Annotated in this window: 27 protein-coding genes; 26 read left to right on the forward strand and 1 reads right to left on the reverse strand. The window is 71.2% G+C overall.

The genetic code is table 11. The annotated features are described in order from the left end of the window. The first annotated feature begins 24 nt into the window (after window positions 1-24). The 7 genes from SMIR_RS04800 (at window position 25) to SMIR_RS04830 (ending at window position 6,651) form a co-directional block, all read left to right on the forward strand. Window positions 25-1,539, forward strand: coding sequence for a VirB4 family type IV secretion system protein (locus tag SMIR_RS04800; protein ID WP_212726619.1), 1,515 nt, complete (start codon window positions 25-27; stop codon window positions 1,537-1,539). Window positions 1,540-1,553: 14 nt separating this feature from the next. Continuing rightward, entirely contained in the window at window positions 1,554-2,078 is a 525-nt protein-coding gene (locus SMIR_RS04805) for a hypothetical protein (RefSeq protein ID WP_249938355.1), read from the forward strand. A 228-nt stretch (window positions 2,079-2,306) separates the two neighbouring features. Beyond that, entirely contained in the window at window positions 2,307-3,230 is a 924-nt protein-coding gene (locus SMIR_RS04810) for a hypothetical protein (RefSeq protein ID WP_212726620.1), read from the forward strand. Window positions 3,231-3,260: 30 nt separating this feature from the next. Further along, window positions 3,261-4,034: a hypothetical protein gene (locus SMIR_RS04815; protein WP_212726621.1), complete on the forward strand. Its 774-nt coding sequence runs from the start codon at window positions 3,261-3,263 to the stop codon at window positions 4,032-4,034. Window positions 4,035-4,202: 168 nt separating this feature from the next. Next, on the forward strand, window positions 4,203-5,123 hold the full coding sequence (locus tag SMIR_RS04820) for a DUF8094 domain-containing protein (RefSeq protein ID WP_249938356.1): 921 nt from the start codon (window positions 4,203-4,205) through the stop codon (window positions 5,121-5,123). A 99-nt stretch (window positions 5,124-5,222) separates the two neighbouring features. Continuing rightward, window positions 5,223-5,780, forward strand: a complete 558-nt coding sequence (locus SMIR_RS04825) for a hypothetical protein (protein WP_249938608.1) — start codon at window positions 5,223-5,225, stop codon at window positions 5,778-5,780. A 424-nt stretch (window positions 5,781-6,204) separates the two neighbouring features. Further along, entirely contained in the window at window positions 6,205-6,651 is a 447-nt protein-coding gene (locus tag SMIR_RS04830; protein WP_212726622.1) for a hypothetical protein, read from the forward strand. 271 nt (window positions 6,652-6,922) lie between these two features. Here SMIR_RS04830 and SMIR_RS04835 read toward each other — a convergent pair whose 3' ends face one another. Next, window positions 6,923-8,182: a Kelch repeat-containing protein gene (locus SMIR_RS04835; protein WP_212726623.1), complete on the reverse strand. Its 1,260-nt coding sequence runs from the start codon at window positions 8,180-8,182 to the stop codon at window positions 6,923-6,925. 292 nt (window positions 8,183-8,474) lie between these two features. On the opposite strand from SMIR_RS04835, the gene SMIR_RS04840 reads away from it, so the two are divergent. The 19 genes from SMIR_RS04840 to SMIR_RS04930 all read left to right on the forward strand — a co-directional run bounded on the left by SMIR_RS04840 (window position 8,475) and on the right by SMIR_RS04930 (window position 24,105). Beyond that, a complete protein-coding gene (locus tag SMIR_RS04840) occupies window positions 8,475-8,933 on the forward strand; it encodes a hypothetical protein (protein ID WP_212726624.1) in 459 nt (152 codons plus the stop codon). Next, window positions 8,930-10,120, forward strand: a complete 1,191-nt coding sequence (locus SMIR_RS04845) for a hypothetical protein (protein ID WP_212726625.1) — start codon at window positions 8,930-8,932, stop codon at window positions 10,118-10,120. Before SMIR_RS04840 ends, SMIR_RS04845 begins: the two co-directional genes overlap by 4 nt. Window positions 10,121-10,139: 19 nt before the next feature. Then, entirely contained in the window at window positions 10,140-11,408 is a 1,269-nt protein-coding gene (locus SMIR_RS04850; protein WP_212726626.1) for an MFS transporter, read from the forward strand. A gap of 46 nt (window positions 11,409-11,454) precedes the next feature. Further along, a complete protein-coding gene (locus tag SMIR_RS04855; protein ID WP_212726627.1) occupies window positions 11,455-11,952 on the forward strand; it encodes a hypothetical protein in 498 nt (165 codons plus the stop codon). Between the two features lie 99 nt (window positions 11,953-12,051). Further along, window positions 12,052-12,477 carry a hypothetical protein gene (locus SMIR_RS04860; RefSeq protein ID WP_212726628.1) on the forward strand — a complete coding sequence of 142 codons (426 nt, stop codon included), beginning with the start codon at window positions 12,052-12,054 and terminating at the stop codon, window positions 12,475-12,477. After that, window positions 12,474-13,319, forward strand: a complete 846-nt coding sequence (locus tag SMIR_RS04865; protein ID WP_212726629.1) for a relaxase/mobilization nuclease — start codon at window positions 12,474-12,476, stop codon at window positions 13,317-13,319. Before SMIR_RS04860 ends, SMIR_RS04865 begins: the two co-directional genes overlap by 4 nt. 210 nt (window positions 13,320-13,529) lie before the next feature. After that, window positions 13,530-14,027 carry a hypothetical protein gene (locus tag SMIR_RS04870; protein ID WP_249938357.1) on the forward strand — a complete coding sequence of 166 codons (498 nt, stop codon included), beginning with the start codon at window positions 13,530-13,532 and terminating at the stop codon, window positions 14,025-14,027. A gap of 23 nt (window positions 14,028-14,050) precedes the next feature. Then, window positions 14,051-14,806, forward strand: coding sequence for a hypothetical protein (locus SMIR_RS04875; protein WP_212728291.1), 756 nt, complete (start codon window positions 14,051-14,053; stop codon window positions 14,804-14,806). After that, window positions 14,803-15,453, forward strand: coding sequence for a hypothetical protein (locus SMIR_RS04880; protein WP_212726630.1), 651 nt, complete (start codon window positions 14,803-14,805; stop codon window positions 15,451-15,453). Before SMIR_RS04875 ends, SMIR_RS04880 begins: the two co-directional genes overlap by 4 nt. Window positions 15,454-15,467: 14 nt before the next feature. After that, entirely contained in the window at window positions 15,468-15,944 is a 477-nt protein-coding gene (locus tag SMIR_RS04885) for a P-loop NTPase family protein (protein ID WP_249938358.1), read from the forward strand. Between the two features lie 204 nt (window positions 15,945-16,148). Then, on the forward strand, window positions 16,149-16,532 hold the full coding sequence (locus tag SMIR_RS04890; RefSeq protein WP_212726631.1) for a hypothetical protein: 384 nt from the start codon (window positions 16,149-16,151) through the stop codon (window positions 16,530-16,532). Further along, a complete protein-coding gene (locus SMIR_RS04895) occupies window positions 16,529-17,332 on the forward strand; it encodes an SPDY domain-containing protein (protein WP_212726632.1) in 804 nt (267 codons plus the stop codon). Before SMIR_RS04890 ends, SMIR_RS04895 begins: the two co-directional genes overlap by 4 nt. Before the next feature lie 33 nt (window positions 17,333-17,365). Then, a complete protein-coding gene (locus tag SMIR_RS04900; protein WP_212726633.1) occupies window positions 17,366-17,722 on the forward strand; it encodes a hypothetical protein in 357 nt (118 codons plus the stop codon). Beyond that, on the forward strand, window positions 17,713-18,531 hold the full coding sequence (locus SMIR_RS04905; protein WP_212726634.1) for an SPDY domain-containing protein: 819 nt from the start codon (window positions 17,713-17,715) through the stop codon (window positions 18,529-18,531). The genes SMIR_RS04900 and SMIR_RS04905 overlap by 10 nt, the downstream gene beginning before the upstream one ends. Window positions 18,532-18,604: 73 nt before the next feature. Next, window positions 18,605-19,117 carry a hypothetical protein gene (locus SMIR_RS04910; RefSeq protein WP_212726635.1) on the forward strand — a complete coding sequence of 171 codons (513 nt, stop codon included), beginning with the start codon at window positions 18,605-18,607 and terminating at the stop codon, window positions 19,115-19,117. 2 nt (window positions 19,118-19,119) lie between these two features. After that, window positions 19,120-19,896 carry an SPDY domain-containing protein gene (locus tag SMIR_RS04915; RefSeq protein ID WP_212726636.1) on the forward strand — a complete coding sequence of 259 codons (777 nt, stop codon included), beginning with the start codon at window positions 19,120-19,122 and terminating at the stop codon, window positions 19,894-19,896. Window positions 19,897-19,928: 32 nt separating this feature from the next. Further along, the gene (locus SMIR_RS04920) at window positions 19,929-21,719 is read left to right on the forward strand and encodes a type IV secretory system conjugative DNA transfer family protein (protein ID WP_212726637.1); all 1,791 of its coding nucleotides are present in this window, start codon (window positions 19,929-19,931) and stop codon (window positions 21,717-21,719) included. Then, window positions 21,716-22,987, forward strand: coding sequence for a DNA cytosine methyltransferase (locus tag SMIR_RS04925; protein ID WP_212726638.1), 1,272 nt, complete (start codon window positions 21,716-21,718; stop codon window positions 22,985-22,987). Before SMIR_RS04920 ends, SMIR_RS04925 begins: the two co-directional genes overlap by 4 nt. Continuing rightward, complete coding sequence (locus SMIR_RS04930; protein ID WP_212726639.1) at window positions 22,987-24,105, forward strand: DnaB-like helicase N-terminal domain-containing protein; 1,119 nt, start codon at window positions 22,987-22,989, stop codon at window positions 24,103-24,105. The genes SMIR_RS04925 and SMIR_RS04930 overlap by 1 nt, the downstream gene beginning before the upstream one ends. Window positions 24,106-24,113: the final 8 nt, after the last annotated feature.

Here is a 24,113-nt window from a genome sequence, read left to right on the forward strand (position 1 = left end):
CACCCGCAGAATCGAGGGCCCCCGATGAGCCACCGGCCCGCCCGTCGCGCCCGCCGAGCGTCCGCCAGCCCGCTGTTCACCCCCCACGGCACCGACCGCGCCAGCCGCAAGGCCGCCCGCCGCCAGCTCGCCGAGGCCACCGCCAAAGTCCGCGCCGAAGCCAGCGCCCACCAGAGCGAAAGCACGCCCGCCGAGCACCAGATGCCCGCCCCGCTCTACCCACCGAGCGGACGCCCCGGGCCCGCCTCCTCTCGCGGGAACCAGCTGAAGCTGCCCGCCCACCGCATGACCACCGCGGTCGCGGCCGGCGCCTATCCCTTCCTCGCCGAAGGCGGACTCGGCGCCGAGGGCATCTACATCGGCCGCGACGTCCACGCCGAAGCATCATTCGTCTTCGACCCGTTCGCTCTGTACGGCAAAGTCGAGGGATTCACCAACCCCAACCTTTTGCTCGCCGGCGTGATCGGCCAGGGCAAGAGCGCCCTCGCCAAGTCCTTCGCGCTGCGTTCGGTCGCCTTCGGATACCGCGTCTACGTCCCGTGCGACCCGAAGGGCGAGTGGACTCCGGTGGCTGAAGCCCTCGGCGGCCAGTCCGTCGCCCTCGGTCCCGGACTGCCGGGTCGCCTGAACCCCCTGGACGCGGCCCCGCGCCCGGAGAGCGTGTCCAAGGCCGACTGGGTCGGCGAGATCCGCAAACGACGCCTGCTCCTGCTCGGCTCCCTCGCCCGCACTGTCCTGGGCCGGGACCTGATGCCCATGGAGCACACCGCCCTGGACGTCGCCCTCGATGCCGTCGTCACCCGCGCCGCCGACACGCACCGCACCCCGCTCCTCGGCGACGTCGCCGCCACCCTCAACAACCCAAGCGCACTCGACGAGGCCGCCGGGATGATGTCGGGCCAACTCGGCGACGCCGCCCGCGACCTGGCCCACGCCATGCGGCGCCTGGTCCACGGCGACCTGGCCGGCATGTTCGACGCCCCCTCCACCGTCGCCTTCGACCCGACCGCGCCGATGCTCACCATCGACCTCTCCCGCCTCGGCGGCTCCGGCGACGACACCGCCCTCGTCCTGGCGATGACCTGCGCGAGCGCATGGATGGAATCCGCCCTCTCCGATCCCAGCGGCGGCCGGCGCTGGATCGTGTACGACGAGGCGTGGCGCCTGATGCGCCACGTCGGCCTGCTCCAGCGGATGCAGGCCCAGTGGAAGCTCTCCCGCGGTCTCGGCATCGCCAACCTGATGGTGATTCACCGACTCAGCGATCTGCTCACCGCAGGTGACGCCGGATCACAGGGCCGCGCCCTGGCAGAAGGGCTTCTCGCCGACTGCTCCACCCGGATCATCTACCGCCAGGAGACCGACCAGCTCCACGCCGCGGCCTCGCTGCTCGGCCTGACCTCCGTCGAGATGGACGCCATCGCCCACCTCAACCGAGGGCGCGGCCTGTGGAAAGTCGCCGGACGATCTTTCATCGTGCAGCACCTCCTGCACAGCCACGAGCTGGCGCTCTTCGACACCGACGCCCGGATGCACTGACGACCAAGAGGCCCGTGAAACCCGACTTCCAACGCGACCTGATACCGCGCGACGACGCCCTCCAGCTTATCGGCGCGCTGAACGCGATGAAGGACAAACTGCATGACGCCGCCCAGCAATGGGAGCTGCTCGACGAGAACGGACACGTACCGGCCGCGCCCTCGTACACCGCGCTGCTCCAGCACGCCACCGACGCACAGGAACTCTCCCGCGACGTCCTCCACCTGACTGCTGACTTCGCCCGGAGCCCACACCACACCACCCGCACCGGCAGCACCGTCCTGAGGCACCTCGCCACGGCGGCGACCATGTCGAGCCACGCAGCACCGCACTTCACCGAGACCGCGGAGTGCGCCCTGACCCTACCCCGGTCTGCCAACCCGACCGACCGGCACCCACCTCGACTTCCAAAGCTTCCTCACGACGCTCACCCGTCAGGAAGCCCCGCCGGCGCCCCCGCCACCCAGGCCGGGCGGTCGCCACCGCTGACCGCGCCTGCCCCGGACCCCGATCCACCCACATCCCAAGGAATGCTCTGACCCGCCCCGCTCATTTCAGCGACGCCGACTGGGCCAAATACCAGCAGTGCCAGGCCGAACACGACCACCTCATGGCGCAAGTCGCCGATCGTGAAGCCCAGCTGGAACACGACCTGATCGCCGCCTACCACGAGTACGAACTCGACTTCAGTCCGGTTCCGAAGCAGGAAACCGACCTCACTCGCCGAACGCCTCCGCCACACCGACTGGCGTCCCTCAGGAGAAGCCGTGGCCGCTGACGAGGCAAACACCACGGACGCCCGCGCGGTTCCGATCGCGCCACTTCCCGACCACCGAGACGTGAACATGTCGTGGTGGCAGGAGCTATGGCGTCGCCACGCACACATCACCACGCCGCTGCGAGCGCGCGGACTGCCATGCGACATCGAGTTCGGACTCAGCGCCTACATCGTGCGCGTCTCGCTCCCCGACGACAGCTACCTGATCATCAGTCCGCCGCAGGAACCGTCCTCCAAGCGTCCGCCCGGCGATCCCGAGGGCTGGCTCGCAACCCGCGAGCACCCCGACGACCAGACGCTGTCCGAGATCCTCTACGACTCGGCCCCCACCGACGGCCCCGGCGCTCGCCAGCGGCCCGAAGCCCGCCACGGCGGCAGCGCCGAACCCCTAATCGAGGCGATCGACCACCGCCTCGCCCAGCTCGGACTGCTACCGCACCCCGTCCTGCCCCACGAGATCCCACACCTGCACCCAGCCCAACCGACGCCCCCGCCCCCGGCCCGGGACACCCCCGGCACACCAGACCGTGGCACCGTCTACGTCTACGGCGACGCGCTGCGCGATCTGACCGACCGGCTCAACGGGGCCGAGTCGCACGCGGATGCCGCCACCCTGCTGCACCAGATCCTGGAACCCACCGACGGCCTGCTGGCGCAGCTCGGCGAGTTCTTCGAAGCAGCCGGCGAAAAGGCGAAGGAAGCCGAGCAGGACGACGGCTTCGACCTGTCCTACGACCTCGCCGACGCCGCCGCCGAGATCCGCAACCTCGGAGAGGTCCTGCACGTGACCGAGGACCGCATGCGGGCCCTCACCCCGCTCGCGCCCGCACCGCGGCTGCCCGCCGCTCCGGCTCGTACGCCGTCCCTTCCGCCGCGAGCCCTCCCGTCAGCTCTACCGCGGCACACCCGCTGACGCCGCTCCGCCGCCTCCCTCCAGGAACACATGACCTCACCTCGCACCGACCTGTCCGCGTTCGCCACCGGCCTCGCAGAACGCCTGCCGGGCATCTGGACCAGCGACTACCAGCGCCACGCGCGGTATGAGGACCAGTTCCCCCGCACCGAGCAGCTCTGGGACGCCGGCCACGTCGACTACATCGTCAGCCAGTACGTCCTCACCCACGACGCCGTACTCCACGGGCCGGCCAACCAGCGGCTGTACGTCACCGACCGGCGCCGCTACCCGCACCAGTTCGTCGTCGCGCCGCTCGCCCCCACCGAGGGGCACATCAAGCCTCACCACTTCGACGTCGTCGAGGAACCCAACGGCATCGCCGTACCCAAGGACCCCGCCCGAGCGGCGGCTCAAGTCGCCCGACGAGTGCTGCCCCGCTACGAGCAGGCCCTGCAGACAGTGCTCACCAGCGCAGCGGACCAGCCCGAGCCTCCGCACCGGCCCGGCCCGCCGCAGGTCGACCAAGTCCTCACCCTGACCTTGTACAGCGACGGAGCCCTCGGCGCACCGTACGAGAGCGTGCCGGTGGACGCCCGGATGACGCTGTACGCCCACGGCTTCCAGTACCACCCGCACCAAGCGGCGTTCCTCCTTCCCGCCGCCTATGGGGACAACGGTCGTGCACTTCGCGTCCACGGCGTGGTCCAACAACTCACGGCCAAGGGCATCGGCGTGAACCTCCGCCATTCGGCGCCCACCACCAGCGCGGCTCTTCCGCCGGCATCGCCGAAGACAGCACCCACGACCAGCCGTACTCGCTGATCCCCATCCGCCCAACAGATCCTTGGAGTCCCCATCCGCACCGCTCGCCGTTCCCTGCCGCTGCTAACCGGCGCTGTCTGCCTCGCCCTGGCCCTCACCGGCTGCGCCGACGAAGACGGCCCCGCCCGGGTCCGGCAGACGCACAGCGCCAGCGCCGCCCCGAAGCCCGTGCCCGCTCTCAGCGCCGCCCAGGCCCGCGACGTCATCACCCGCTATTCGAAGATCAACAACGAGGCCAACACCGGTCGTGATCGGCGTCTGCTCGACACGGTCGAGGACGGCCCCCTGTACGCGATGTCCGTCTCGGACTACACCGAGACCGAAGGGCTGCCCACCGCGGACCGCAAGCCGTACAAGCCGTGGTACTACGACTCCGCGAACGCCAAGCTGTACATCCCGCGCCTGGGAGCCGGACAGAACCGCTGGTTCGCCGCCGCGCTCTCGGACCAGAAGGGCAAGGAACCCTCACGGCTGGCCGTGTTCGCCGAACGCCCCCAGCACAAGCGCTGGGAGATGGTCTCCGTCGTCGACCTCGACAGCCCGGACCTGCCGGACGTCGCCCTCGACCACGACGGATACGCAACGGCCGTCACCGCCGACGGCAACAAGCACCTCGGCGCCGACGCCAAGCTGCTGCGCACCGCGATCCTCGACAACTTCGCCACCGGGGGCACGAACACCGGCACGAAGGTCTTCATACCGACCAAGGCGAGCAAGCGGCAGATCGAAGTCCACGACAAGACCGGGACCCGCTACGGAGACCAGGGCACCACTGTCTTCGCCGGCGCCGCCAACCGCTACACGGACGCCTACGCCCTGAAGACCACCGACGGCGGCGCGCTGATCCTTTTCTCCCACACGCACACCCAGACCGACGCCGTCGCGCACTCCGGCCTGCAGATCAACCCCGGGAGGGACGACCGAGCCTGGCTGCACGACGTGCCCCGCATCTCCATTACATACACGTTCGTGTGCAACGACGCCGCCACCGTCCCCGCGAAGGCCGCACCGTCCCGGCTGATCGGCTACACCTGCGCGCGTACCGACGCCTCCGGCCCCCCGGTTCCCTCCTGGTCGGACCGCGCGTAGAGGCACCCGCGCGCCACCGTGACGGTCGCCGAACGCCCCCGCACCCCGCTCGTTCCGGAGAACCTCCTGTCCACACGCTCCTTCATTGCCCGCCCCACCATCGGTACGGGTTACGCGGGCATCCACGTCCAGCTCGACGGCGTACCCAGCCACCACCTCCCCTTGCTCCTGGCCGCCTACCAGTACAAGTTCGGACGCAACATCGAGGCCATGTCCCGGCACCTCATCGACGACGTCGCCGTCGGCTGGGACGAACTCGGCACCGATCTCCTCGACGACGCCCCGCCCGCACTCGTGACCGCGCTGACCGGCGGCGAACACAGGCCCAGCCGAACCCTCGACCACCTGATCACCCCGGACGGCTCACCCCCGGTACGCATGTCGGTCACCGACACGACCGCCGACGAGCAGGACATGCAGTGGGGGTACGTCCTGCACAAGGAGGGCGTCGAGGTGATCAGCCTCCTGCACGAGGACATCGGCCCGATCGTGAGCTGGTCCACCGACCCGCGCACCGCCTTCAACGACCACCCGGCGGCCTGGTCCTCCCTCGACTCCCCGCCCGCCATCCGTGCATCGCGCGGCAGGCAGCCCCAGAGCGCTCCTGCCGCAGCCCTGGCGAAGGCCGGCACCCTGCGCCCCGCCGCCCGACGCTAGTTCCCCCTCGTCGGCAAGCAGTCAGGTCGATGTGGCGTTGTTACGGTCGCGGCAGTTGACGATGGCCGGCGCCTGCGCGCTGGAGTGCTCGGTGAGCTGGGAGTTCGGATCCCAGGTGTGATGGTGGCCCATCAGCGCACCTGCCGCCGCGACGTCTTGCGGACGGGGACGCCTCTGAGGGCTGACTCTCCGGGGCCGGGCCCGGTGTGCGCAGTTCACCCAGATCGTCCGCCACGTCTCCCCGCCCCCCAAGGCTTGATACATAGGGTTATCGAGCATTGACGGTGGGTAGCGATCATGATGATCCGGTCGCGATCATGGACGCAGCCGGACAACGACAACTTCGGATGGAGAACTCGTGCCGCTGCCATCAATCGGTCAGGAAATCCCGGTCGCTTGCCATGCGTCGGATACGCCGCTGCGAGTGGATGCCCTGGGGCTCGTCACCGTCGACATCAAGGGCGGTTTCAGGGCCCGGGTGGAGCAGGAGGTTCAGGCCGGGGTGAAGCTGAAGGTCGTCGGGTTCGAGATGAGCGGCGACAGCCCGGTGCTCGGCAGGGTCACCCTGGCCTGGGTGGACCTCGGCACCAGCCCGCTGAGTGCGGTCGAGGTCAACGGCAGCTCCAATTACCGCAACACCATGTACTTCGACTGGACACTGACCATCGAGAAGCCTCCGAGCGGGGGCGGGCCGATGACGCTGTCCGGCACGAAGACGGCCGTCCTGATCGGCGACCAGCTCACCAACTACCCCCCGCAGGGGGTGGGCTACCAGCTCCAGCAGCCCGTCGATTTCGCCCCGGCCGGCAACCCTGGCCAGGTCGTCGCCAGCCTGCAACAGCTCTCCGCGACGGTCAGCTACGTGCCCTGACCCGCAAGTCCGCTACTGCGGGCCCAAGCCGCCGACGGCTTCGGCCCGGTGGTGGAGGGCCCACCTGGGGGGCTGGGCGGAGCATCCAGGTCGCCCCCAGCCGACTTGAGCGGCTCACGTCGGGCGGGCGGACTACCCGGTCGGGCGGGCACTCGGCTGCCCGGCCGTGCTGCAGGGCGCCCGGAGCCTCGGGACTGGGCCAGTGCGGTTCCACGGCCGCGAGCGGGGTCACAGCGCCCGTCTGCGGCCGTGCGGTGTGTCGTGCGAGGGTTTAGTTGCCGCGGTGTACGCAGAAGAGCTGGTTCTCGGTGCCGTTGCGGTCGCGGTAGTTGACGAGGGTCGGTCCCTGCTTGCTGAAGTGGTCGGGGAGCTGGGTGTCCGCATGCCAGGTGCTGCCGTTGAAGCGGGTCCACCACAGGCTGCCGCCGCTTGCCCCGCCGCGGTGCACGCAGTAGAGGTGGTCGTTGTAGACGGCCAGGGCGGGGCCTTCCTGGCTGTGGTGGTTGGGCAGCTTGCTGTCGCCGTTCCAGCCGTTGGTGCCGTTGAACCGCGCGTAGTAGAGGGCGGTGGTGTCGACGCCCTTGTAGACGGCGTAGAGGGTGTTCTTGTAGACGGCCAGGGCGGGGTTGGAGTCGGTGCGGTGGGCGCCGAACTCCTTGTCGCCGCTCCAGCTGCTGCCGTTGGAGGTGGTGCACCACCACAGGTTGTTGTTGCTGCCGGTGCCCTTGTAGGCGCAGTACAGCTTGCCGCCGAAGACCGCGAGGGCCGGCCCGCGGCTGGTCTTCTGGCTGCCGAACTTGGTGTCGGGGCTCCAGGTCCTGCCGTCGAAGCGGGTCCACCACAGGTTGTCGTCGCTGCCGCCGCGGTGCACGCAGTAGAGGTGGCCGTTGAAGACGGCCAGGGCGGGGCCGTTCTGGCTGTAGTGGTTGGGGAAGGCGGTGTCCGCAGACCAGCCGTTGCCGTCCGGGTCGTAGACGGTCCACCACAGCTTGCCGTCCCCGTCACCGCGGTGGACGCAGTACAGCTTCCCCTCGTACTCGGCCATGGCCGGGTTGGACTTGGAGCGGTGGTCGGCGAACTTCTCGTCCTCGCTCCACTGGTGCGAGGCGTCCATGACCGTCCACCACAGATGGGTGTCTTCCCTGGGGCGCAGCGAGATCGGGATGAGCATGCCCGGCGCGATCCACGGCGAGACGAGCTTGCAGCCGTAGTCCTTGCCCACCTCCTTGATCCACGCCGACTTGACCTTGCAGAACAGCTCGACGATCTCGCCGTAGGGTGACGGCAGGACGTTGCCCGCCACGTCGCCGATGTACTCAGCGATGTCCCCTGCCATGTTGGCGGCTTCAGCGTCGAGATGGACCTCGAAGCCCCACCACCTCTTCTTGGTCGAGACGTTGTACCCGCGTGCGGCCAGTTCCTCCTGGGCCTTTTGAGCACGCGCGATGTCCTGCGACGTCGGTTCCGCGTGGTCGGCACCCAGAACATGGCTGGGGCTTTCCGTCGCTGCTGATTCCTCGTCAAGCGCCATCGAGCACTCCCTGATGCGGTGGTGACGCCCAGGGCTCCATGGCGGCGGCCTCCGGACGTAGTGGCAGGGCCAGCTGATCACAAAGCACCAGACACGGAAAGTAGCAATCAGGTCACAAAGAGTAATCACATAAACGGATCAGGCCCTATCAGCGCTCCCCACCGCCGCCCGGCCCTGCCCGTCGCCGCGCCAGCCCGCCCCCTCACCGCGGCCCGCCCCCTCACCGCGGCCCGGCCCGCGCACCGCGGCCCCTGACCCTTCCGACCCACGCCCCGAGGAGAACCCCGCCCCCTTGCAACCCGGCACCCACTTCGCCTTCGGCGACCACGAGGAACACGGCTTCGTCGCCTCCTTCACCGCCGCCCTGCCCGCACACCTCGCCCACTGGTACCTGGAACGCGAACAGTTCGAGCCCGCGCCCGGAGAACCCGGCCTGTACCGGCTCAGCGAGCCCGAGCGCGACGGAGTCCGCCGCACCCGCCAAGCCGTCCACGACCTGCGCCGACACGGCTACACCGTGCAGGCCGACATCCGCCTCGACCCATCCCGCTCGGCTGGCCCGCCACGCCCCGCCCGGCCCAACGGACTCCAGGAGCGCCGCAGCCGTCTCGCCCAGGCCGCCGCCGGCCGGACGAGGCAGCGCTCCGCACCGCCCACCACCTCCCCGCCGGCGGCCCGGCCGATCCCACCGAAGCCCACGTACGCTCCGACCGTCCATCTGACGGCCGCGACCGGCGGGCGGTCCCGATGACGCCCGCGAGCGGCCCGGCCCCCGACGGCTCCTTGCCGACAGCTCCCGAACTGGCCAACGGTGCACGCGACTTCCGCTTGCGGATGGCGATCATCGACCGTGCGACCGAGGCCGCGCTCGACATGACACGCGACCGTTACGGACGTGCCGTCCACGCGGGCGCCGCGGCAGCCGCACGAGCCCACCGTGACAAGGCGGCGGTGGAGGCGTACGCCACCCACCTCGCCTCGTACGCCGAGGCCCTCTTTGATACCGCCCGCCTCGTGCTCGATGAGTTGCCCCCCGCCCGTCACGTGGCCGGGTGGCGGGCCGTCCTGGACGGCCTGGCTGCCTCCACCGCCGAGATCCGCCGGGCCCTCGATCGGCCGGCCACCCCGGGCTCCCAGGCCGAACGCACTCAGCACGCGAACTTGTGGCCGCACCTCACCGCTTGGGCGGACCACAGCCCTATCGCCAGCAACCTCGCTGACCAGCGCGACGGCCAGCACCACAAGGCTCCGCTGACCGACGAGGAACAGCAGATGTGGACCGAGAGGGCCCAGGCCGCGCAGCGGCGCGGCGAGTTGGAGCTGACCGAGTCGTGGTACGCCGCCGACGGGCAGCCGATCACCCTCGCTTACCTGGTCGAGGACGACGACTCGACGGTGGTCGCGCTGCGCGGCGATCCGGGGGTACCGGGCTGGCAGGTGATCGGGCACTACGCCCACGAGTACGAGGCAGGGAAGGTACTGCCTGCAGCAGTCCCGCCCGGTGTGTTGCGCGCCGATGTCTCAGCGTTCAACCGGCCCGAGCCCGTCCCCGAGATCTCGCTGCAGGAACTCATCCGGGACGTCGTCGAGGCTCAGCACGCTGGCGACGCCTCCAACGCCCTTCTTAGCGCCACCCAGCGCGGCTACGACGCAGGGCCGATGGTCCGCCTCCAGGAACTCCTCGAAACCGGCGGGCAGTTCGCCAGCGCGTTGGAGACCGCTCAGGGACGCCAGATCGCCGCTCGTCTTTCGGCACTGGGCCGGCAGATCGAATTCCTCACCCGTGAAGTCGAAGAGGCGGCTGAGGACCTCGGCGCGACCGTCGCCGTCCTGCCCCCGCACCGCACCCCCGTGCTGCGCGCCCGCCCGCGGCCGGCCGTGGACACCACGCCGCCCACGCCGCCATCCCGCGCCAGTACGACCGCCCGCCACCGCTAGCCCCCCGAGAAAGTAGCCGTTGTCCCCGACCGCACCCCCGGCCCCGGCACCGCGCATCACCTACGGCGCGGTGCTGGGCAGCCCGTACGTCGCCCGCCTCCTCGGCGGCACCCTCACCGGCCGCCTCCCCAACGGCATGGCGCCCGTCGCGATCCTCCTGTGGGCCACCACGAGCGGCAGCAGCATCGCCTTCGGCGGACTGCTCAGCGCCCTGTACGGGCTGTCCTCCTCGGTGGTGCAGCCGGTCAAGGGACGCCTCATGGACCGCCACGGCCAAACGGCCGTGCACCTTCCGGCCGCCGTGCTCAACGCAGCCCTCCTGATGGCCCTTCCGCTGACCGGACCGTACGGCGGACCGGGCCTCGCCACGGCCATCGTCGTCGCCGGCGGCCTGACCACCCCGTCCCTGGAGGCAGGGCTGCGAGCCCTATGGCCAAGCGTGCTGCCCGACGCCCGCCTCCGGCACGCCGCGCTCGCCCTCGACACCGGCACGCAGGGCCTGCTGTACATCGTCGGCCCCCTGCTCGTCGCCGCCCTCGCCTCCGCGTACAACCCCACCGTCGCGCTCACCGTCACCGCCGCCCTCGGCCTGGCCGGCACCACCGTGGTCGTGCTCGCTCCGCCATCGAGGCGCTGGCGACCGACGCCGTCAGCCGACACCCGGCACGGTGCCGCTCGTCGGCTAACCAGCCCCGGCCTGGCGCTCCTGTTCATCTCGCTCACCGGCATCGGGTTCGCGATCGGGGCCATGAACGTGTGGTCGATCTCCATGGCCGAGCACCACGAGCAGGACATGCTCTCGGGCATCATCCCCGCCGCGTTCTCCACCGGCAGCTTCCTGGGCGGCCTCGTCTATGGACGGCGCACCTGGAGTCGGACCACCGCCGACCGTCTGATCATCGCCAGCGCTGCGTTCCTCGCCGGGTGGCTCCCGCTGGCGGTCTTGGCCGCACCCTTCGCGGCCACCTCAGCGGTCGCCGTGCCCGGTGCGTTCCTGACCGTCGTGGTCGCCTGCGCCTACGTGACCACCGACGCCCTCGCCCCGGCGGACCGGACCAGCGAGGCGTACGCGTGGCTGATCCTCTCGATCGGCGTCGGGCAGTCCGCCGGTACCGCCCTGGCCGGACGCCTCGCCGAGCAGCCGCTCGCCAGCGCCGCGCTCCCCGCCGCCGGTGCGGCCTTCGCACTCGCCGTCCTTCTCGCCGCACGCCGACAGCTCCGCCCCGCCGGACACTGGCCGCGCGGCCGGCACCGTCGCTCACTCCGAGGCCGGCACAAGACGTCCTGATCAGGGCGCACCCCCACCTTCAACCCCCTTTTGAGGAGATCGAATTATGGCCGTGCGTACGCACTGGACCGTGGAGCACGCCTGCTCCCACAGCGTGGATCATGACCTGTCCAACCGCCCCGCCGACAAGCGGGCAGGCTTTGCCCGTTGGCTCGTGTCGAAGGACTGCACCGGCTGCTGGAAGGCGGCGCGCGACGCCGACTCCGAGTCCAAGGAGGAGTGGCTCGCGACCAAGCGGGCCGAGGAGCAGGATGCAGCCGTCGCGTGGGCCAAGCAGTTCGACATGCCGGACCTGGAGGGTCCGGAGAAGGCCCTGGACTGGGGCGAGCGCTCCCGCCACCAGCTGATGACGGCCGCGCACACCGCGCTCTTCGTCGAGGGCACGTGGGACGAGGCGGACTGGGCGGAGCTGGAGGAGAAGGCCCGCTCCATCACCCGTGCCGGGTGGTGGATCGACCAGCGCGACGCCGACGGCACTGACCTGCTCGAACTCCTCGACGCGGCCAGCGAGGCGGACCGCGGGACGGAAAACCCGTTCCGCTGACGGCGGGGCAACATAGCCGGGAAACGCCGGTTAGCCAAACCGGCGTTCCTCCGGACTATTGATGCTCCCACCCCGCCAGCAATCGCGTGGAAGGAACTCATGTCCCAGCCCCCGCCCACCTCGGCGTTCGCACCCACGCCCGACCCGCTCACCACCGACCGGGACATCACCCACGCCCACTTCCAGGCCGGTGACACCGTCGTCGTCCTGAAGGGGGTGGCCGGCGGAGAACTGTGGGGCGACGCGATGCGCGTCGTGGCCCCGTCCTGGCACACCCCGACCGACGAGGACGGGTGGCGGCTGCGGGATGCGACCGGCGGCGCCCAGTCCTACGTCACCGCCCACCCCCGCTACCTCGTGCACCTCTCACGCCGCTGCCCTGACTGCCTGATCTACCTGCGAGCCATGGAGGACACCCTCCTCGCACGGTTCGCCGACCGCGACGAGCTGATCGACTGCGGCTGGTACACCACCACCGCCCTGGGCCAGCTCGTGCACATGGCCGACATCCGGAGCGGCCGGTGATCCCCCGCCTGCACAATCGGACCCACCGGCCCCACCACCCGCTCGAAGAGGCGCTGGCGCGGCCGGTCTCACCGAACGAGGGCCTGACGGAACACACGATCGTCGCCCACTGGCCCGGCCTGGATTACTTCACCCTGGACGACGAGCAGAAGACCTGGACGTCCGTCCAGTGGGCCGAACACCTCGAAGACCCCTACCTGGAGTATCCGTTCGCCGCCAGCCCCGACGACGACCGGCGGGCGATCCTCCACCTCGATGTCCGTCTTCACCCCGACGACCGGGAACTGACCGGACCGGAGTGGGCCGAGGTCGCTCACCGGCTCGCACGGGCCGCCGGCATCGAGATCCCCGGCAAGGAACATGGCTGCCGGTGGATCGCCGTCCAGGCCCAGCCCGGGCGCCTCGACCTGATCGCCAACCTGATCCGCCTCGACGGCGCGTGGCACGCTCCTCCCGCCGACAAACTGCGGCGCCTAGCACAGGAGGCGCGTCGCATCGAACAGGACCTCCACCTGACCCCTGTCCGATCCGACACCCCTTGGCGGCCAGCCGTCCGCGCAGCGCTCACGGCGTCGGCCCAGCTCGCGACCATCCTCACGCAGCTCGCCGACGAACAGACCGGCCCTCTGGCCGCGGTACGCGGACTCATCGAGCACGCCTCGCACCGGATCGCCCGCCAGCCGGGAGCAGCCGGAACCGATACGGCACACCGCCTGGAGCTGATCGCCCGCCGCCTCCACGCCATCCAGCAGGACCTGGACACCACCGCAACCCTCCTGGTCCAGCCCCATGCCGTCCCTGCCCCGGCCGCCGTCCGGCACAACGCCCACCGATCGCCGTAGGAGAAACGTCTCCTTGCCCCGCACCGAACGCTTCCTGGACATCCGCCGCGACCCGCACTCCGACGAACTCCTCGCCCGGGGCGGCGACTTTGAGGCGCACAGCATCCTCCAGCGCGCGGGCTTCGTCGCCGTCGTCCGCGTCCATGAGACGTACCACCGCGCCCCGACCGGCCTAGCGGAGGCGACGAGGCCCGTCTCGCCACCGACGCCGTGGCCCGCCTGCGGGCGGCCGGATACCACGTCGACTGCGACGCGGACTTCGACACCGACTCGCGTCCGGCCAGCTACCTGCCGCTGGGCGCCTCGGTCGCGCATCTCGCCGAGCGCCTTCGAGAGGCCACCACCACGGCGGAAGCATCCGACGCGCTGACCGAGCTGACCGCAGCCCACGACGGCATCCTCACGGCGCTGGACGAAGTCCTCGCCGCCACCGCCGACTTCCACGACGAGCTTGGTGGCCCGTCCGACCAGTACATCGCCCAGCGGCTCCGCTATATCGCTGACGAGCACCTTCGCGTCATCCACGGCGACCTCTCCTACCTGCGCAACCAGCTCGCCGACCGGCACGCCCCGCACCCCGGCCGCAGCACCTGCAGCGAAGAGGTCCCCACCACCGAACGCGAACGGTCCGCCGTGTGCGCCTGCCCGCCCCCGCCGCGCACTGTCCCGGCACCGCCGCCCCCGCTGGCCGTCGGACTGCGCCGCTGACCCTCACCTCGCCCAAGGACACCATGCACGACTACGACACCTCCGAGCGCCTCGCCTCCTACGCCGACGTTCTCGCCGGCGAACTCCCCGACAGCTGGACCAGCTCCCACCTGCCGGCCGACGCCAAGGACGACCTCGCCGAACTCGCCGACCGTATCTGGGATCTGGACCTGGTCGCCGCCTCTCTCGCCGAGCACCCCCTGCAGCAGGCCGCCGTCCTGAGCCGACCGGACGGTGCGCAGCTCGTCCTTCTGGACCGGCACGACGAGCGTGAGGGTTTCCTCATCGCCGCCGTCGCCCCGCGCGCCCTGCCCGACGAGGCGTTCAGCGCCGTTCCCGAACCCAACGGCATCGCCCTGGCCGATGACCCGTTCCTGAGCGCCGAGCAGATCGCCGGCGACCTGCTCGCCCGTTACGACAGCGCCCTCGCCCAGGTCCGCCACAACGCTCTGGGCGGCATCCAGCCATCCCAGCCGGACCGGATCGTCCTGACCTGGCAGCCGGACGGCAGCATCGCCACTGCCCCCGCCGACGACCGCTCCGGCACCGTCCTCGTGGCCCACGGCTTCGTCCAGGACCCGCAGAGTGGCATCTACCGCCTGAGTGGTGACGACACCCAGGGCCAGGCCCGCGCCCTGCGCGAGATCGGCCCGCGCCTCGACGCGCTCGGCATCGGCACCGCTCTGCAGCATCCCGCAGGCCGGACCGCGCCCACCGCCGCCGCTTCCGTGCCGCCCGTCCCGGCCGGTCCCCGTACGCCGGCCACCCGGTCGCGGTGAAGCAGAAGGAGCCCGACTTCTGGGTGCTGGAGTACGTCACGATCACTAAGGACCCCCGCACCGACCTGGTCGTGGCCATCGGCGGCACCGAGCAGGCGGCAGACATCCTGCAGCGAACCGGCGGCTTCCTCTCCGCTCCCGGACCGCGTGGGGACTATCACCGGCTTCCGCACGGCCTGCCCGTCGAGCAGCAGCGCCTGAAGGCGACCGCGGCCTCGCACGCTCTGCTCGCCGCCGGGCACAGCGTCCACCTCGACCCCGCGCTGAACATGCTGGTCGCCCCGGAAGGTGAACGTGAGGCCACCCTGCGCGACCTGGCGGGACTCGCCGAGCGAGCCGCAGCCGCCACAACCAGCAGCGAGGTGGCTGAGGTCTTGACCGAGGTCGCTGCCCCCGTCCACGGGCTGCTGCCCCTCGCCAGAGAGGTCGTCGTCCGCGCCTGGATCGCCGCCGGCGACTTCCAAGGGGCCGCGCCCGCCGGGGAACCCGATCCCATCGCACGGATCGGAAGCACCGCCACCTCCATGAGCGAGGCCGCGCGCGCCATCCTCCACGCCCGCAACCACGCCGCACGCCCTGCGCAGCGGCCGGCCACTACCTCACCACCGCCGAGCCGCGCCCAGCCCGCGGAATCCCGCCGCCGCTGACCCCGGAGAACCACATGGCCAACCTGGCCGACGAATACGGCACGGACGTCGAGATCTACATCAAGGCCCTGACGACCACCATCCACGCCGACACCCCTACCGGAGCCCCAGCCAAACTCCACGCCCTGCTGGAACAGCTCGGCCTGGAACGCCACGCATACCCCACGGACGCGCCGCTCTACATCTGGCACACCGTGCCCGAGCACCTCGACGCCGGCGAGCAGAAGCGGCTGGCAACCCGCGCCATCCCCGTCCTGCTCCTGGCCGGGTACGAGGTCAACTGCACGCCCGACGTCTTCGACGAACCCGCCTACCGGCAGGCCGTGCAAGACCTGCGCACCCGAGCGGGCCGCCCTGCCGCGCGGCAACAGCCACCGATCGGCTCCCCCTCACCTGCACCCCGGCCCGCCGCACGCCGTAAGCGCCTCGGTGGCCCCGGCTCCAGGCCGGGGCCACCTGCCTCACCACCCGAGACCCGGAGAAACCCGTAGCAACCCGCACACCCCCACCGATCAGCAACCGGCTCAAGCCCCGACTCGCCACGGCCCTCTTCCGCCGTTATCTGCGCGCCTGTATTCCGACCGGCCCCGACCGCACCTCCCCGCTGGCCGGCGCCCACCCGGAGGCCGTCATCGCCGAGGCACAGCGTGTCGGACAGCGCCACCACCACTGACCGTCCACCGCCCCGGAGGAGCATGTCCCACCCCGCCCCTTACCCGGTGAGGCTGGCCGACGAGATCACCCGCCAGCTCGGCCAGCTCGCCGACCACCTCTCTCAGCTTCCCCCGCCGCAGGCCGCTCAGGTCATCGCCCGCGTGCTCGACCCGGACACCGGAGTCCTCGGCGGCGTCACCCACCTCGTCGCCACCGGCAGCGTGTTCGCCAAGGACCAGGCAGAGCGAGGCGCGCTCCCCGCGGAGGTGTGGCTCGCCCTGGGCCGTGCCTCGAACGAACTCAGCGACGTCACCCTTGACCTGGACGAACACAAAGACACCCTCCAGCGCGTCGGCGCCCAGCCCGCCGCTGCGGCGGCGAAGCCCCCGGCACCCGCACCGCTCGTCGTCCGGCGCCGCCGGTGAAGAAGAAGCAGGGGCAGGGCTGGGGACCCGGGGAACAGGCTGAGCAGCACTACCTCGTCCAGCCCCGTGCCCTGGCTGGCGGCGGCGACGTCCGGCACGTCTCGGAGTTCCTGCGCGCCTCCGGCTGGCGGGACAAGTCCAAGACGGGCGGCCCCCTGCACATGGAGAGCCCGGACCGCACCGTCCGCATCGCCTACGACCCCTACGTTCTCCCCGGCGGATGGACCTTTCACGGCCGGGCGGACGGGGCGAACGGCGAGTGGTCGGCGCACCTGGGCCGGCAAACTCCGGTGGAGATCGTCGCCGGCCTGACCGACGCCCTCACCCGCCCCCGCTCCGCCCACGCCCCCAACGTCTGGGCCCCTCTACAGGAGCAGAACTGGCACACGCGCTTCGAGGGCCAGGACTACATGGCGACGAGCCCCGACGGCACCGCGTGGATGCAGTACCGGCAGAGCCCCGAAGGGGCGGCGATGTGGTGGACCGGAGCGCAGGACAAGCAGGGCAACGGCTGGACGGCCAACTTCACGCCGAACACCCCGATGCACCTGGTGCAAGCCTTCTCCGCCCAACTCGCCAGCCCGGACCCCGTGATGCGCCCGCGCGGACGCGTGCCGATGAGCGCGCAGATCCGTACCTGGTCGGTGTCCGTGAAGCCCTCCCAGCTCAGCGCGTGGCAGCAGGCCCGCATCACGGCCGCCCGCGCCGCCACCTGGGCCCGCAACAGCGCCCGCAGCACCAGGCCGCGCACCAGCGCCCGTCCCTACACCCCGGCCGGAGGCTCACGCACCCGCCGCTGACCGCAACAGCCCCGCCCCGCCCCGAGGAGCCCGATGCCCGCACTCACCCCGGACACCATCCACACCCTGACCGAAACGCTCGCGGACCTCACCGACTACCTGCGCGAGAACCCCGACCCCGCAGAAGCCCTCGCGCTCGTCGAGCCCTTCCTCGACGAGTACACGGGCCTGCCCGTCCAGTTCGCCGACACGCTGCGCGCCCTCGCCCGCGCCGTGCAGGAGAACCCGGACACGCCGCGCACGGCGAAGGGCGACTTGCTGATCACCGAGCTGCGCACGGCCGCATGGGAACTGGCCGACCAGCACACCCTCCACTACGTGCTGGACGATCTCCGTGATCTGTACGGCGGTTCGCCGACGAGCGAGCAGGAGTGCTGCTGGTGCCGCTGAGCGAACGGCAGCTCGCCGCCTTCGCCGACAAGCACGCCACGCAGATCCCGTACGACACCAGCCCCCGCCACCTCGCCGGCCCCGGAGACGCCCGCCACGTCACCCACGGTCTGGCCGCCGCCGGATGGAACACGGTCTCCGACCCCCTGAGCGCCGAGATCATCCTGGCAAGCCCTGACCTTCGCCGCCGGCTCCAATTCGATCCGCAGTCCCGCACCTCGGCGTGGTGGCGGCTACGGGCGGAGCCCGTCGGCACCGAGCCCGGCTGGTACGCCGAGTTCGGCGAACTCGTGCCCGCCGAGGTCCTCGCCGCCTTTACCGACGCCCTCACCGCCCCGCCGCCACAGCAGCCGGACCCGTGGCAGCAGGTGACCTCGGCAGGATGGCACCACGAGCCAGACGGCGCGCGCTCGCCGGACTCCATGTGTCACATCGAACTGCGGCCGTTGAGCGAATTCCACGACCGGTCGTCCTGGCACATCGAGACCCGTGAGCCCGGCCACGGGGGATATTCCGGCCCGCGCATCTGGCACGCCTACCTCGACGAGCACACCCCCGTTCACCTGGTCAGCGCGTTCCTCACCGCGCTGACCGACCACAGCCCGCTCCAGCGCGGCATGTTCGAACGCACCGGCCATTACAGCGCCGTCCAGGAGCCCAGCCCGCTGCGCCCGCAGCAGGTGGTCGACGCCCACGCCACGCGCATCAAGCATCTGCGCGCCCAGGCCCGCTCAGCCCGCCGCCAGCAGACGAAACCCGCGACAACCCCGGCGCACGCCACTACCGCGCAGCCGGCCGCTCGCCGCTGACCTGACAGGACCCCTCCCCATCTCCCGAGACCACCACGCACACCGCGACTTCCTGCGCCACCTCGACCACTACGTGCGGGACAGCCAGAAGATCCTCGACGCCTGGGACGCCTACTCCGACGAGCACACCGACCTCGACGGCTGGCCCTACGACGACCACGCCTACGGCATGCGCAAGAGCCAGCGCGATGCCGACACCGCCGAGGCGTTCGAGCCGCTCCGCTACGGCGCCCGGCACCTGCTGGCCACGGCCGAGACCCAGCTGACCCGACTGCCGGAGAACACGGTTCAGAGCCGCTGGGTCTACCAGCTGGGCGTCCTCCACACGGCCCTCGACCGGCTCGACGAACTGCACGAGCAATGGCTGCTCACCCGCGACGCCCTCCCCGCCACCGCCCAGCCCGGCACGCCCGACTTCGACGACGCCCTCGCCGAACATCACGCCGAATCGTGGAGCTACCTCGACGACTGGGCCACCCACGGCAAAGCGCTCCGAGAAATCAACATCGCAGCCCGCCGGGCCCCTTCACCCCTGGCACCCACACCGGCCCTCGCGCCCTCCCGGCGAACCGCGGCACGGAAGTGACGATGCCCCCGACTCCCGAGACCGTCGAGGTCGACTTCATCACCCCGCGCCGCCTCGCCAGCGGGGGCGATCCCGCCTGGGTCACCGTCCCTCTCCACCGCGCCAGCGGATGGAGTTACGGCGACGACCCCCTGATGCCGCGCGTCCTGCTCTCCAGCCCCGACCAGAAGGCCCTCCTGCGCCTGGAGCCCGACCCCGACGACCAGTGGTGGACCCTGCACCACGCCGCCGAGCCGAACCGGCCCGCCTGGTACGCGAGCTTCGGCGCCCGTACCCCGGTCGAGCTGATCGCCGCGGTCACCGACGCCCTCACCGATCCGGCCCCAGGCGCCGACGCGCCGGGCGACCCGTACCGGACCCTCCGGCAGGTCGGCTGGTCACCGTACGGCGACGACGGCATCGTTTCCCCCGACAAGAGTGCGTACGTCGAGCGGCTGGGAACACCGGCTGATCCTGGAGCCTGGTTCGCCACCGTCACCCTCGGCACGCACCAGAAGGTCTGGCAGGCCCGCTTCGGTGCGCACACTCCGCCACACCTTGTCGCCGCGTTCACCGCCGCGCTCGGCGATCCGAAGCCCTTGCACGGCACCGACAGCGGGCGCAGTCTGCCGACCCTCGACCCGAACGTCGTCACCCGCAAGACCACCGACGTGCTCGCCGTGTACGTCGCCGGCGCGCTGGAAGACCGCGTCCACTCCCTCGCTGCCCGGCACACCACCACGCCGACGGCCCCGACACCCTCTCGGCAAGCGCCGCCCAGGCACGGCCGCAGCCGCTGACCCTCCCCTCCCCGCCCGGAAGCACGTAGCCCTTGCCCCCTTCCTCCTCCAGCAGCAACACCGACGGATACGACCTCGTCCTGCGCCTCCTCCTCGGCGTGCTCGCCGTCGTCGTCCCCCTGTCCCACCTGGCCTGGCTGTCCGGCAACGTCACCGCCTACCTCACCGGCACCAGCTGGGCCCCCTACCAGCCGACCAACGCCCTGCTCCACCCCGAGCAGGTCTGGCCCGCCACAGGAGAAACGTCCCTTCTGATCGGTGCCCGCATCGTCCCCGTTCTCTTGCTCCTCGCCCTCGGGGTGGGGGCGGGCGTCCTGTGGGCCCAGCACAAGAACCGAAGAGGCGGCCGGAAGAAGATCACCGACATGGCCAAGGCCCGGGACATCGAGCCGCTGATGGCCAAGGCGATCACCGACAAAGCCCGCTCCCTGCGCCCCAGCCTGAAGGACAGCAAGCACATCGACGCGAAGGACACCGGCATCCTTCTCGGCAACCTGCAGGGCAGCCGCCACGAGGTACGGATGGGGTTCGAGGACGTCGCCGTCGCGATCATGGCGCCCCGGTCCGGCAAGACCACCTCGCTCGCCATCCCGTCCATGCTCGGCGCACCCGGCCCGGTCCTGCTGACGTCGAACAAGGCCGCCGGCGACGCCTTCACCACCGCCTACGAGGCAAGGGCCCAGGCGGGGGCGGTGTGGACCCTGGATCCACAGCAGATCGCGCATGCCGCCCGCGAGATGTGGTGGAACCCTCTCGCCAGCGCGACCACCTTGGACGGGGCGAACCGGCTGGCCGGACACTTCCTCGCAGCCTCGGTGGACGCCTCCCAGCAGGGCGACTTCTGGTCGAAGGCCGGCAGCAACATCTTGTCCCAGCTGCTCCTGGCCGCGGCGCTCGACGAGCGACCCATCACCGACATCATGCAGTGGCTCGCCTTCCCCGCCGACCGCACGCCGCTGGACATCCTGCGCGACCACGACTTCGCCGCCGTCGCCGCTCAGCTCAAGGGCACCGTCGAGGGCCCCCCGGAAACGAGGGACGGCATCTACGAGACAGCCCGGCAGTACGCCTCCGCACTCCTAAACGCGGAAATCGCCGCGTGGGTGACCCCGCAGAAGGACGTCCCGGAATTCCGGCCGGAGCAGTTCGTCACGTCCACCGACACGCTGTTCCTGCTCAGCAAGGACGGCGGCGGCGGAGCCTCGGCGCTGATCGCCGCGTGCGCAGACTCGGTGATGCGGGCCGCGACCGCCCAGGCCGAACGTGCCGGCGGGCGCCTGGATCCGCCCATGCTGGCGATCCTCGACGAGGCCGCCAACGTGTGCAAAATCAGCGACTTGCCAGACCTGTACTCCCACCTCGGCAGCCGCGGGATCATCCCGATCACGATCCTGCAGTCCTACCGCCAGGGCCAGAAGGTCTGGGGAGACGCGGGCATGGACGCCATGTGGTCCGCCTCGACCGTCAAGGTGATCGGCAGCGGCATCGACGACCCCGACTTCGCCGACAAGCTCAGCCGCCTGATCGGCGACCACGACGTGGAGACCACGTCCACGTCGCACTCGGAGTCCGGCAAGAGCACGTCGGTGTCGATGCGGCAGGAGCGGATCCTGCCCGCTGACGCTGTCCGCGCCCTGCCCAAGGGCACTGCGCTCTGCTTCGCCACCGGCATGCGTGCCGCCATGCTTGATCTTCGGCCGTGGTACCGGGAGCCCGGCGCGGAGGAACTGTCCGCAGCGTCCGCCCGCGCGTCGCAGGCGATCACCGCCCGAGCCGTCGCGAAGCACGCGCCGACACAGTCCGACTTCGGGCTGGCCACGTGATACTCGACCTCTTCGCGGGGCCGGGCGGCTGGAGCAGGGCGCTGCACGTCCTCGGCGTGCGCGACGTCGGGCTGGAATGGGACGAGTGGGCGTGCAAGACCCGGGCCGCGGCCGGGCAGTTGACCATCCGCACCGACGTGGCAATGTATCCGACCTGGCCCTTCATCGGCCGCACCCGCGGAGTGATCGCTTCCCCTCCGTGCCAGGCGTGGAGCATGGCCGGCAAACGCCTCGGCCTGCTCGACCAGCCGCTGGTGCACGCGGCGGTCGAGGACCTGGCCGCCGGACGCGACACCCGCGAACGCCTCCTCGCCGCGTGCCGCGACGAGCGCTCCCTGCTCGCTGCCGAGCCGATGCGCTATCTGTACGCCCTGAACACGGTCGGCGAGCCCGACTGGGTCGCCATGGAGGAAGTGCCGCACGTCCTGCCCTTGTGGAAGCAGTACGCGGCCGTCCTGCGCGAGTGGGGGTTCTCCGTCTGGTGCGGGATCCTCAACGCGGCCGACTTCGGCGTCCCGCAGACCAGGAAGCGGGCGATACTCCTGGCCTCCCGCGTCCGTACGGCGCAGCCTCCTACCCCCACGCACTCCCAACTCGCCGAACCGCAGTCGCTGTTCGGTCCGGGCCGCGCCCGCTGGATCAGCATGGCCGAGGCCCTGGGATGGGGCGCGACCGACCGGCCCGTCCCCACCGTCTGCGCGGGCGGTGGACCCGGCGGCGGACCCGAACCGTTCCCCTCGGGCTCCCGCAAGACGCTGTCCGACGCCCGCGAGCGCGGCACCTGGATGCCCCGGCCGGACGGAGTGGTCCTGCAGTCCCGCCGCGAAGGCGCCGGATGGGCGGCCCGGCACGGCACACGCGAGAACCGAGCCGCCGACGCTCCGGCGCCGACGTTCACCGTTGGGGCGCACCGCTGGTCCTGGTCCCTGCGCAGCAACAACCAGGCAAACGCCACTGTCCGTCCACTGTCCGAGCCGGCTGGCACGCTGTTCTTCGGGCACCGCGCGAACGAGTGCACTTGGATCGCCGAGCCCGCCTCACCGCCGGCCATGGATGTCGACGCGCCAGCGGTTCCTGAGCCGATCCGGATCACCGCCCGCGAGGCGGGCATCCTGCAGACCTTCCCCGCCGACTATCCCTGGGCCGGCAACAAGGGCCAGCAGTTCTCCCAGATAGGCAACGCCGTGCCCCCGCTGCTCGCCGGCCACCTCCTCGCCCCACACCTCGGCGTCACCCTCGACTCCGACGACTTCACCCTCGCCGCCTGATGCCCCACGCCCCCGAACCCGACGAAGACGACCTCGACGCCATCGCCCCGCCCCAGCCGGTGTTCCACGTCGAGCAGGCCCTGCTCGGGGCCCTCCTCCTCGACCCGTACCGCCTGGACGACGTGAGCGGCATCGCCGCCGACTCGTTCTCCACCGCCGCGCACGCTGCCCTGTACGCCGCGATCACCACCCTGCCACTGCCCGACCCTGCCGAGCACGCAAAGAACACCAAGTGGCTCGACCGCGTGCTCGCCGCGGGACGCGAGCAGGCTCGCGGGCTGACCGCCTCGTACCTGCACACCCTCGTCCAGGTCTGCCCCTGGCCCCGCCACGCGCCTGCCTACGCGCGGATGGTCGAGGCCGAACATGCCCGCCGCCGACTGCAGACGGCCGCCGAACGCCTCGTCCAGACCGTCCACGATGTCTCCCTCCCGCACCCCGTCCATGCGGTGCTCGCCGAGGCCGACGCGCTCGCCGCGGTCGTGGACGACATCGCAGCCCGCTTCCCGCCGCGCGCAGGCGTGGTGCCCCGCACCGCGGCACCATCGCCGCCCGTCGCGCCCGACTACACGGAGGCGGTCGAGGAGGAGCAGATGCTGCTCGCGACCGCCACCGCCAACCCCGTCGACAGCGAGTACGTCCGGTGGCTGCTCCCCGACGACCTCACCCTGCCCTTGCACGCCGGCCTGTGGCAGTGCCTGACCGCCCTGGCGCGCCGCCGCGAGCCCGTCGACCCCGTCACCGTCCTGTGGGAGGCCCAGCAGCGCGGCTTGCTGGACGACGGAAGCGAACCGGGCGAGGTGCTCCACCTGCTGGCCGAACCGGCCGGTTCCGTGGAGCACTGGGGCGAGCGCGCCCTGCAGCGCTCCCTCCTGGCCACCGCCGATCGCGCCGGCCGGCGCATCGAGGCGTACGCCGGCGACACGGCGAACACTCCGTTCCAGCTCGTCGTCGGCGCCCGCCGCTCCCTCGCCGACATCAGCGCCGTCCGCACCCGCTGGCAGCACGCCACCGGAACGGTCCCGACGCCGCGACCGCGGCCGGCGCCCACCACCCGTGCCGGCCCGCCAACAACGACGGCCGCGTACACCGGCCGCGCCGCGCGAGCAATCCGATAGCACCCCGC

This window comes from Streptomyces mirabilis (assembly GCF_018310535.1).
Taxonomy (GTDB): Bacteria; Actinomycetota; Actinomycetes; order Streptomycetales; family Streptomycetaceae; genus Streptomyces.

Bases quoted from the DNA above. Each gene is read 5' to 3' on its own strand.
- SMIR_RS04930 (WP_212726639.1), top strand. From the start codon at position 22,987: ATGCCCCACGCCCCCGAACCCGACGAAGACGACCTCGACGCCATCGCC.
- SMIR_RS04860 (WP_212726628.1), top strand. From the start codon at position 12,052: ATGTCCCAGCCCCCGCCCACCTCGGCGTTCGCACCCACGCCCGACCCG.
- SMIR_RS04855 (WP_212726627.1), top strand. From the start codon at position 11,455: ATGGCCGTGCGTACGCACTGGACCGTGGAGCACGCCTGCTCCCACAGC.
- SMIR_RS04915 (WP_212726636.1), top strand. From the start codon at position 19,120: ATGCCCCCGACTCCCGAGACCGTCGAGGTCGACTTCATCACCCCGCGC.
- SMIR_RS04900 (WP_212726633.1), top strand. From the start codon at position 17,366: ATGCCCGCACTCACCCCGGACACCATCCACACCCTGACCGAAACGCTC.
- SMIR_RS04800 (WP_212726619.1), top strand. From the start codon at position 25: ATGAGCCACCGGCCCGCCCGTCGCGCCCGCCGAGCGTCCGCCAGCCCG.
- SMIR_RS04815 (WP_212726621.1), top strand. From the start codon at position 3,261: ATGACCTCACCTCGCACCGACCTGTCCGCGTTCGCCACCGGCCTCGCA.
- SMIR_RS04885 (WP_249938358.1), top strand. From the start codon at position 15,468: ATGGCCAACCTGGCCGACGAATACGGCACGGACGTCGAGATCTACATC.
- SMIR_RS04835 (WP_212726623.1), bottom strand. From the start codon at position 8,182: ATGGCGCTTGACGAGGAATCAGCAGCGACGGAAAGCCCCAGCCATGTT.
- SMIR_RS04890 (WP_212726631.1), top strand. From the start codon at position 16,149: ATGTCCCACCCCGCCCCTTACCCGGTGAGGCTGGCCGACGAGATCACC.
- SMIR_RS04845 (WP_212726625.1), top strand. From the start codon at position 8,930: ATGACGCCCGCGAGCGGCCCGGCCCCCGACGGCTCCTTGCCGACAGCT.
- SMIR_RS04875 (WP_212728291.1), top strand. From the start codon at position 14,051: ATGCACGACTACGACACCTCCGAGCGCCTCGCCTCCTACGCCGACGTT.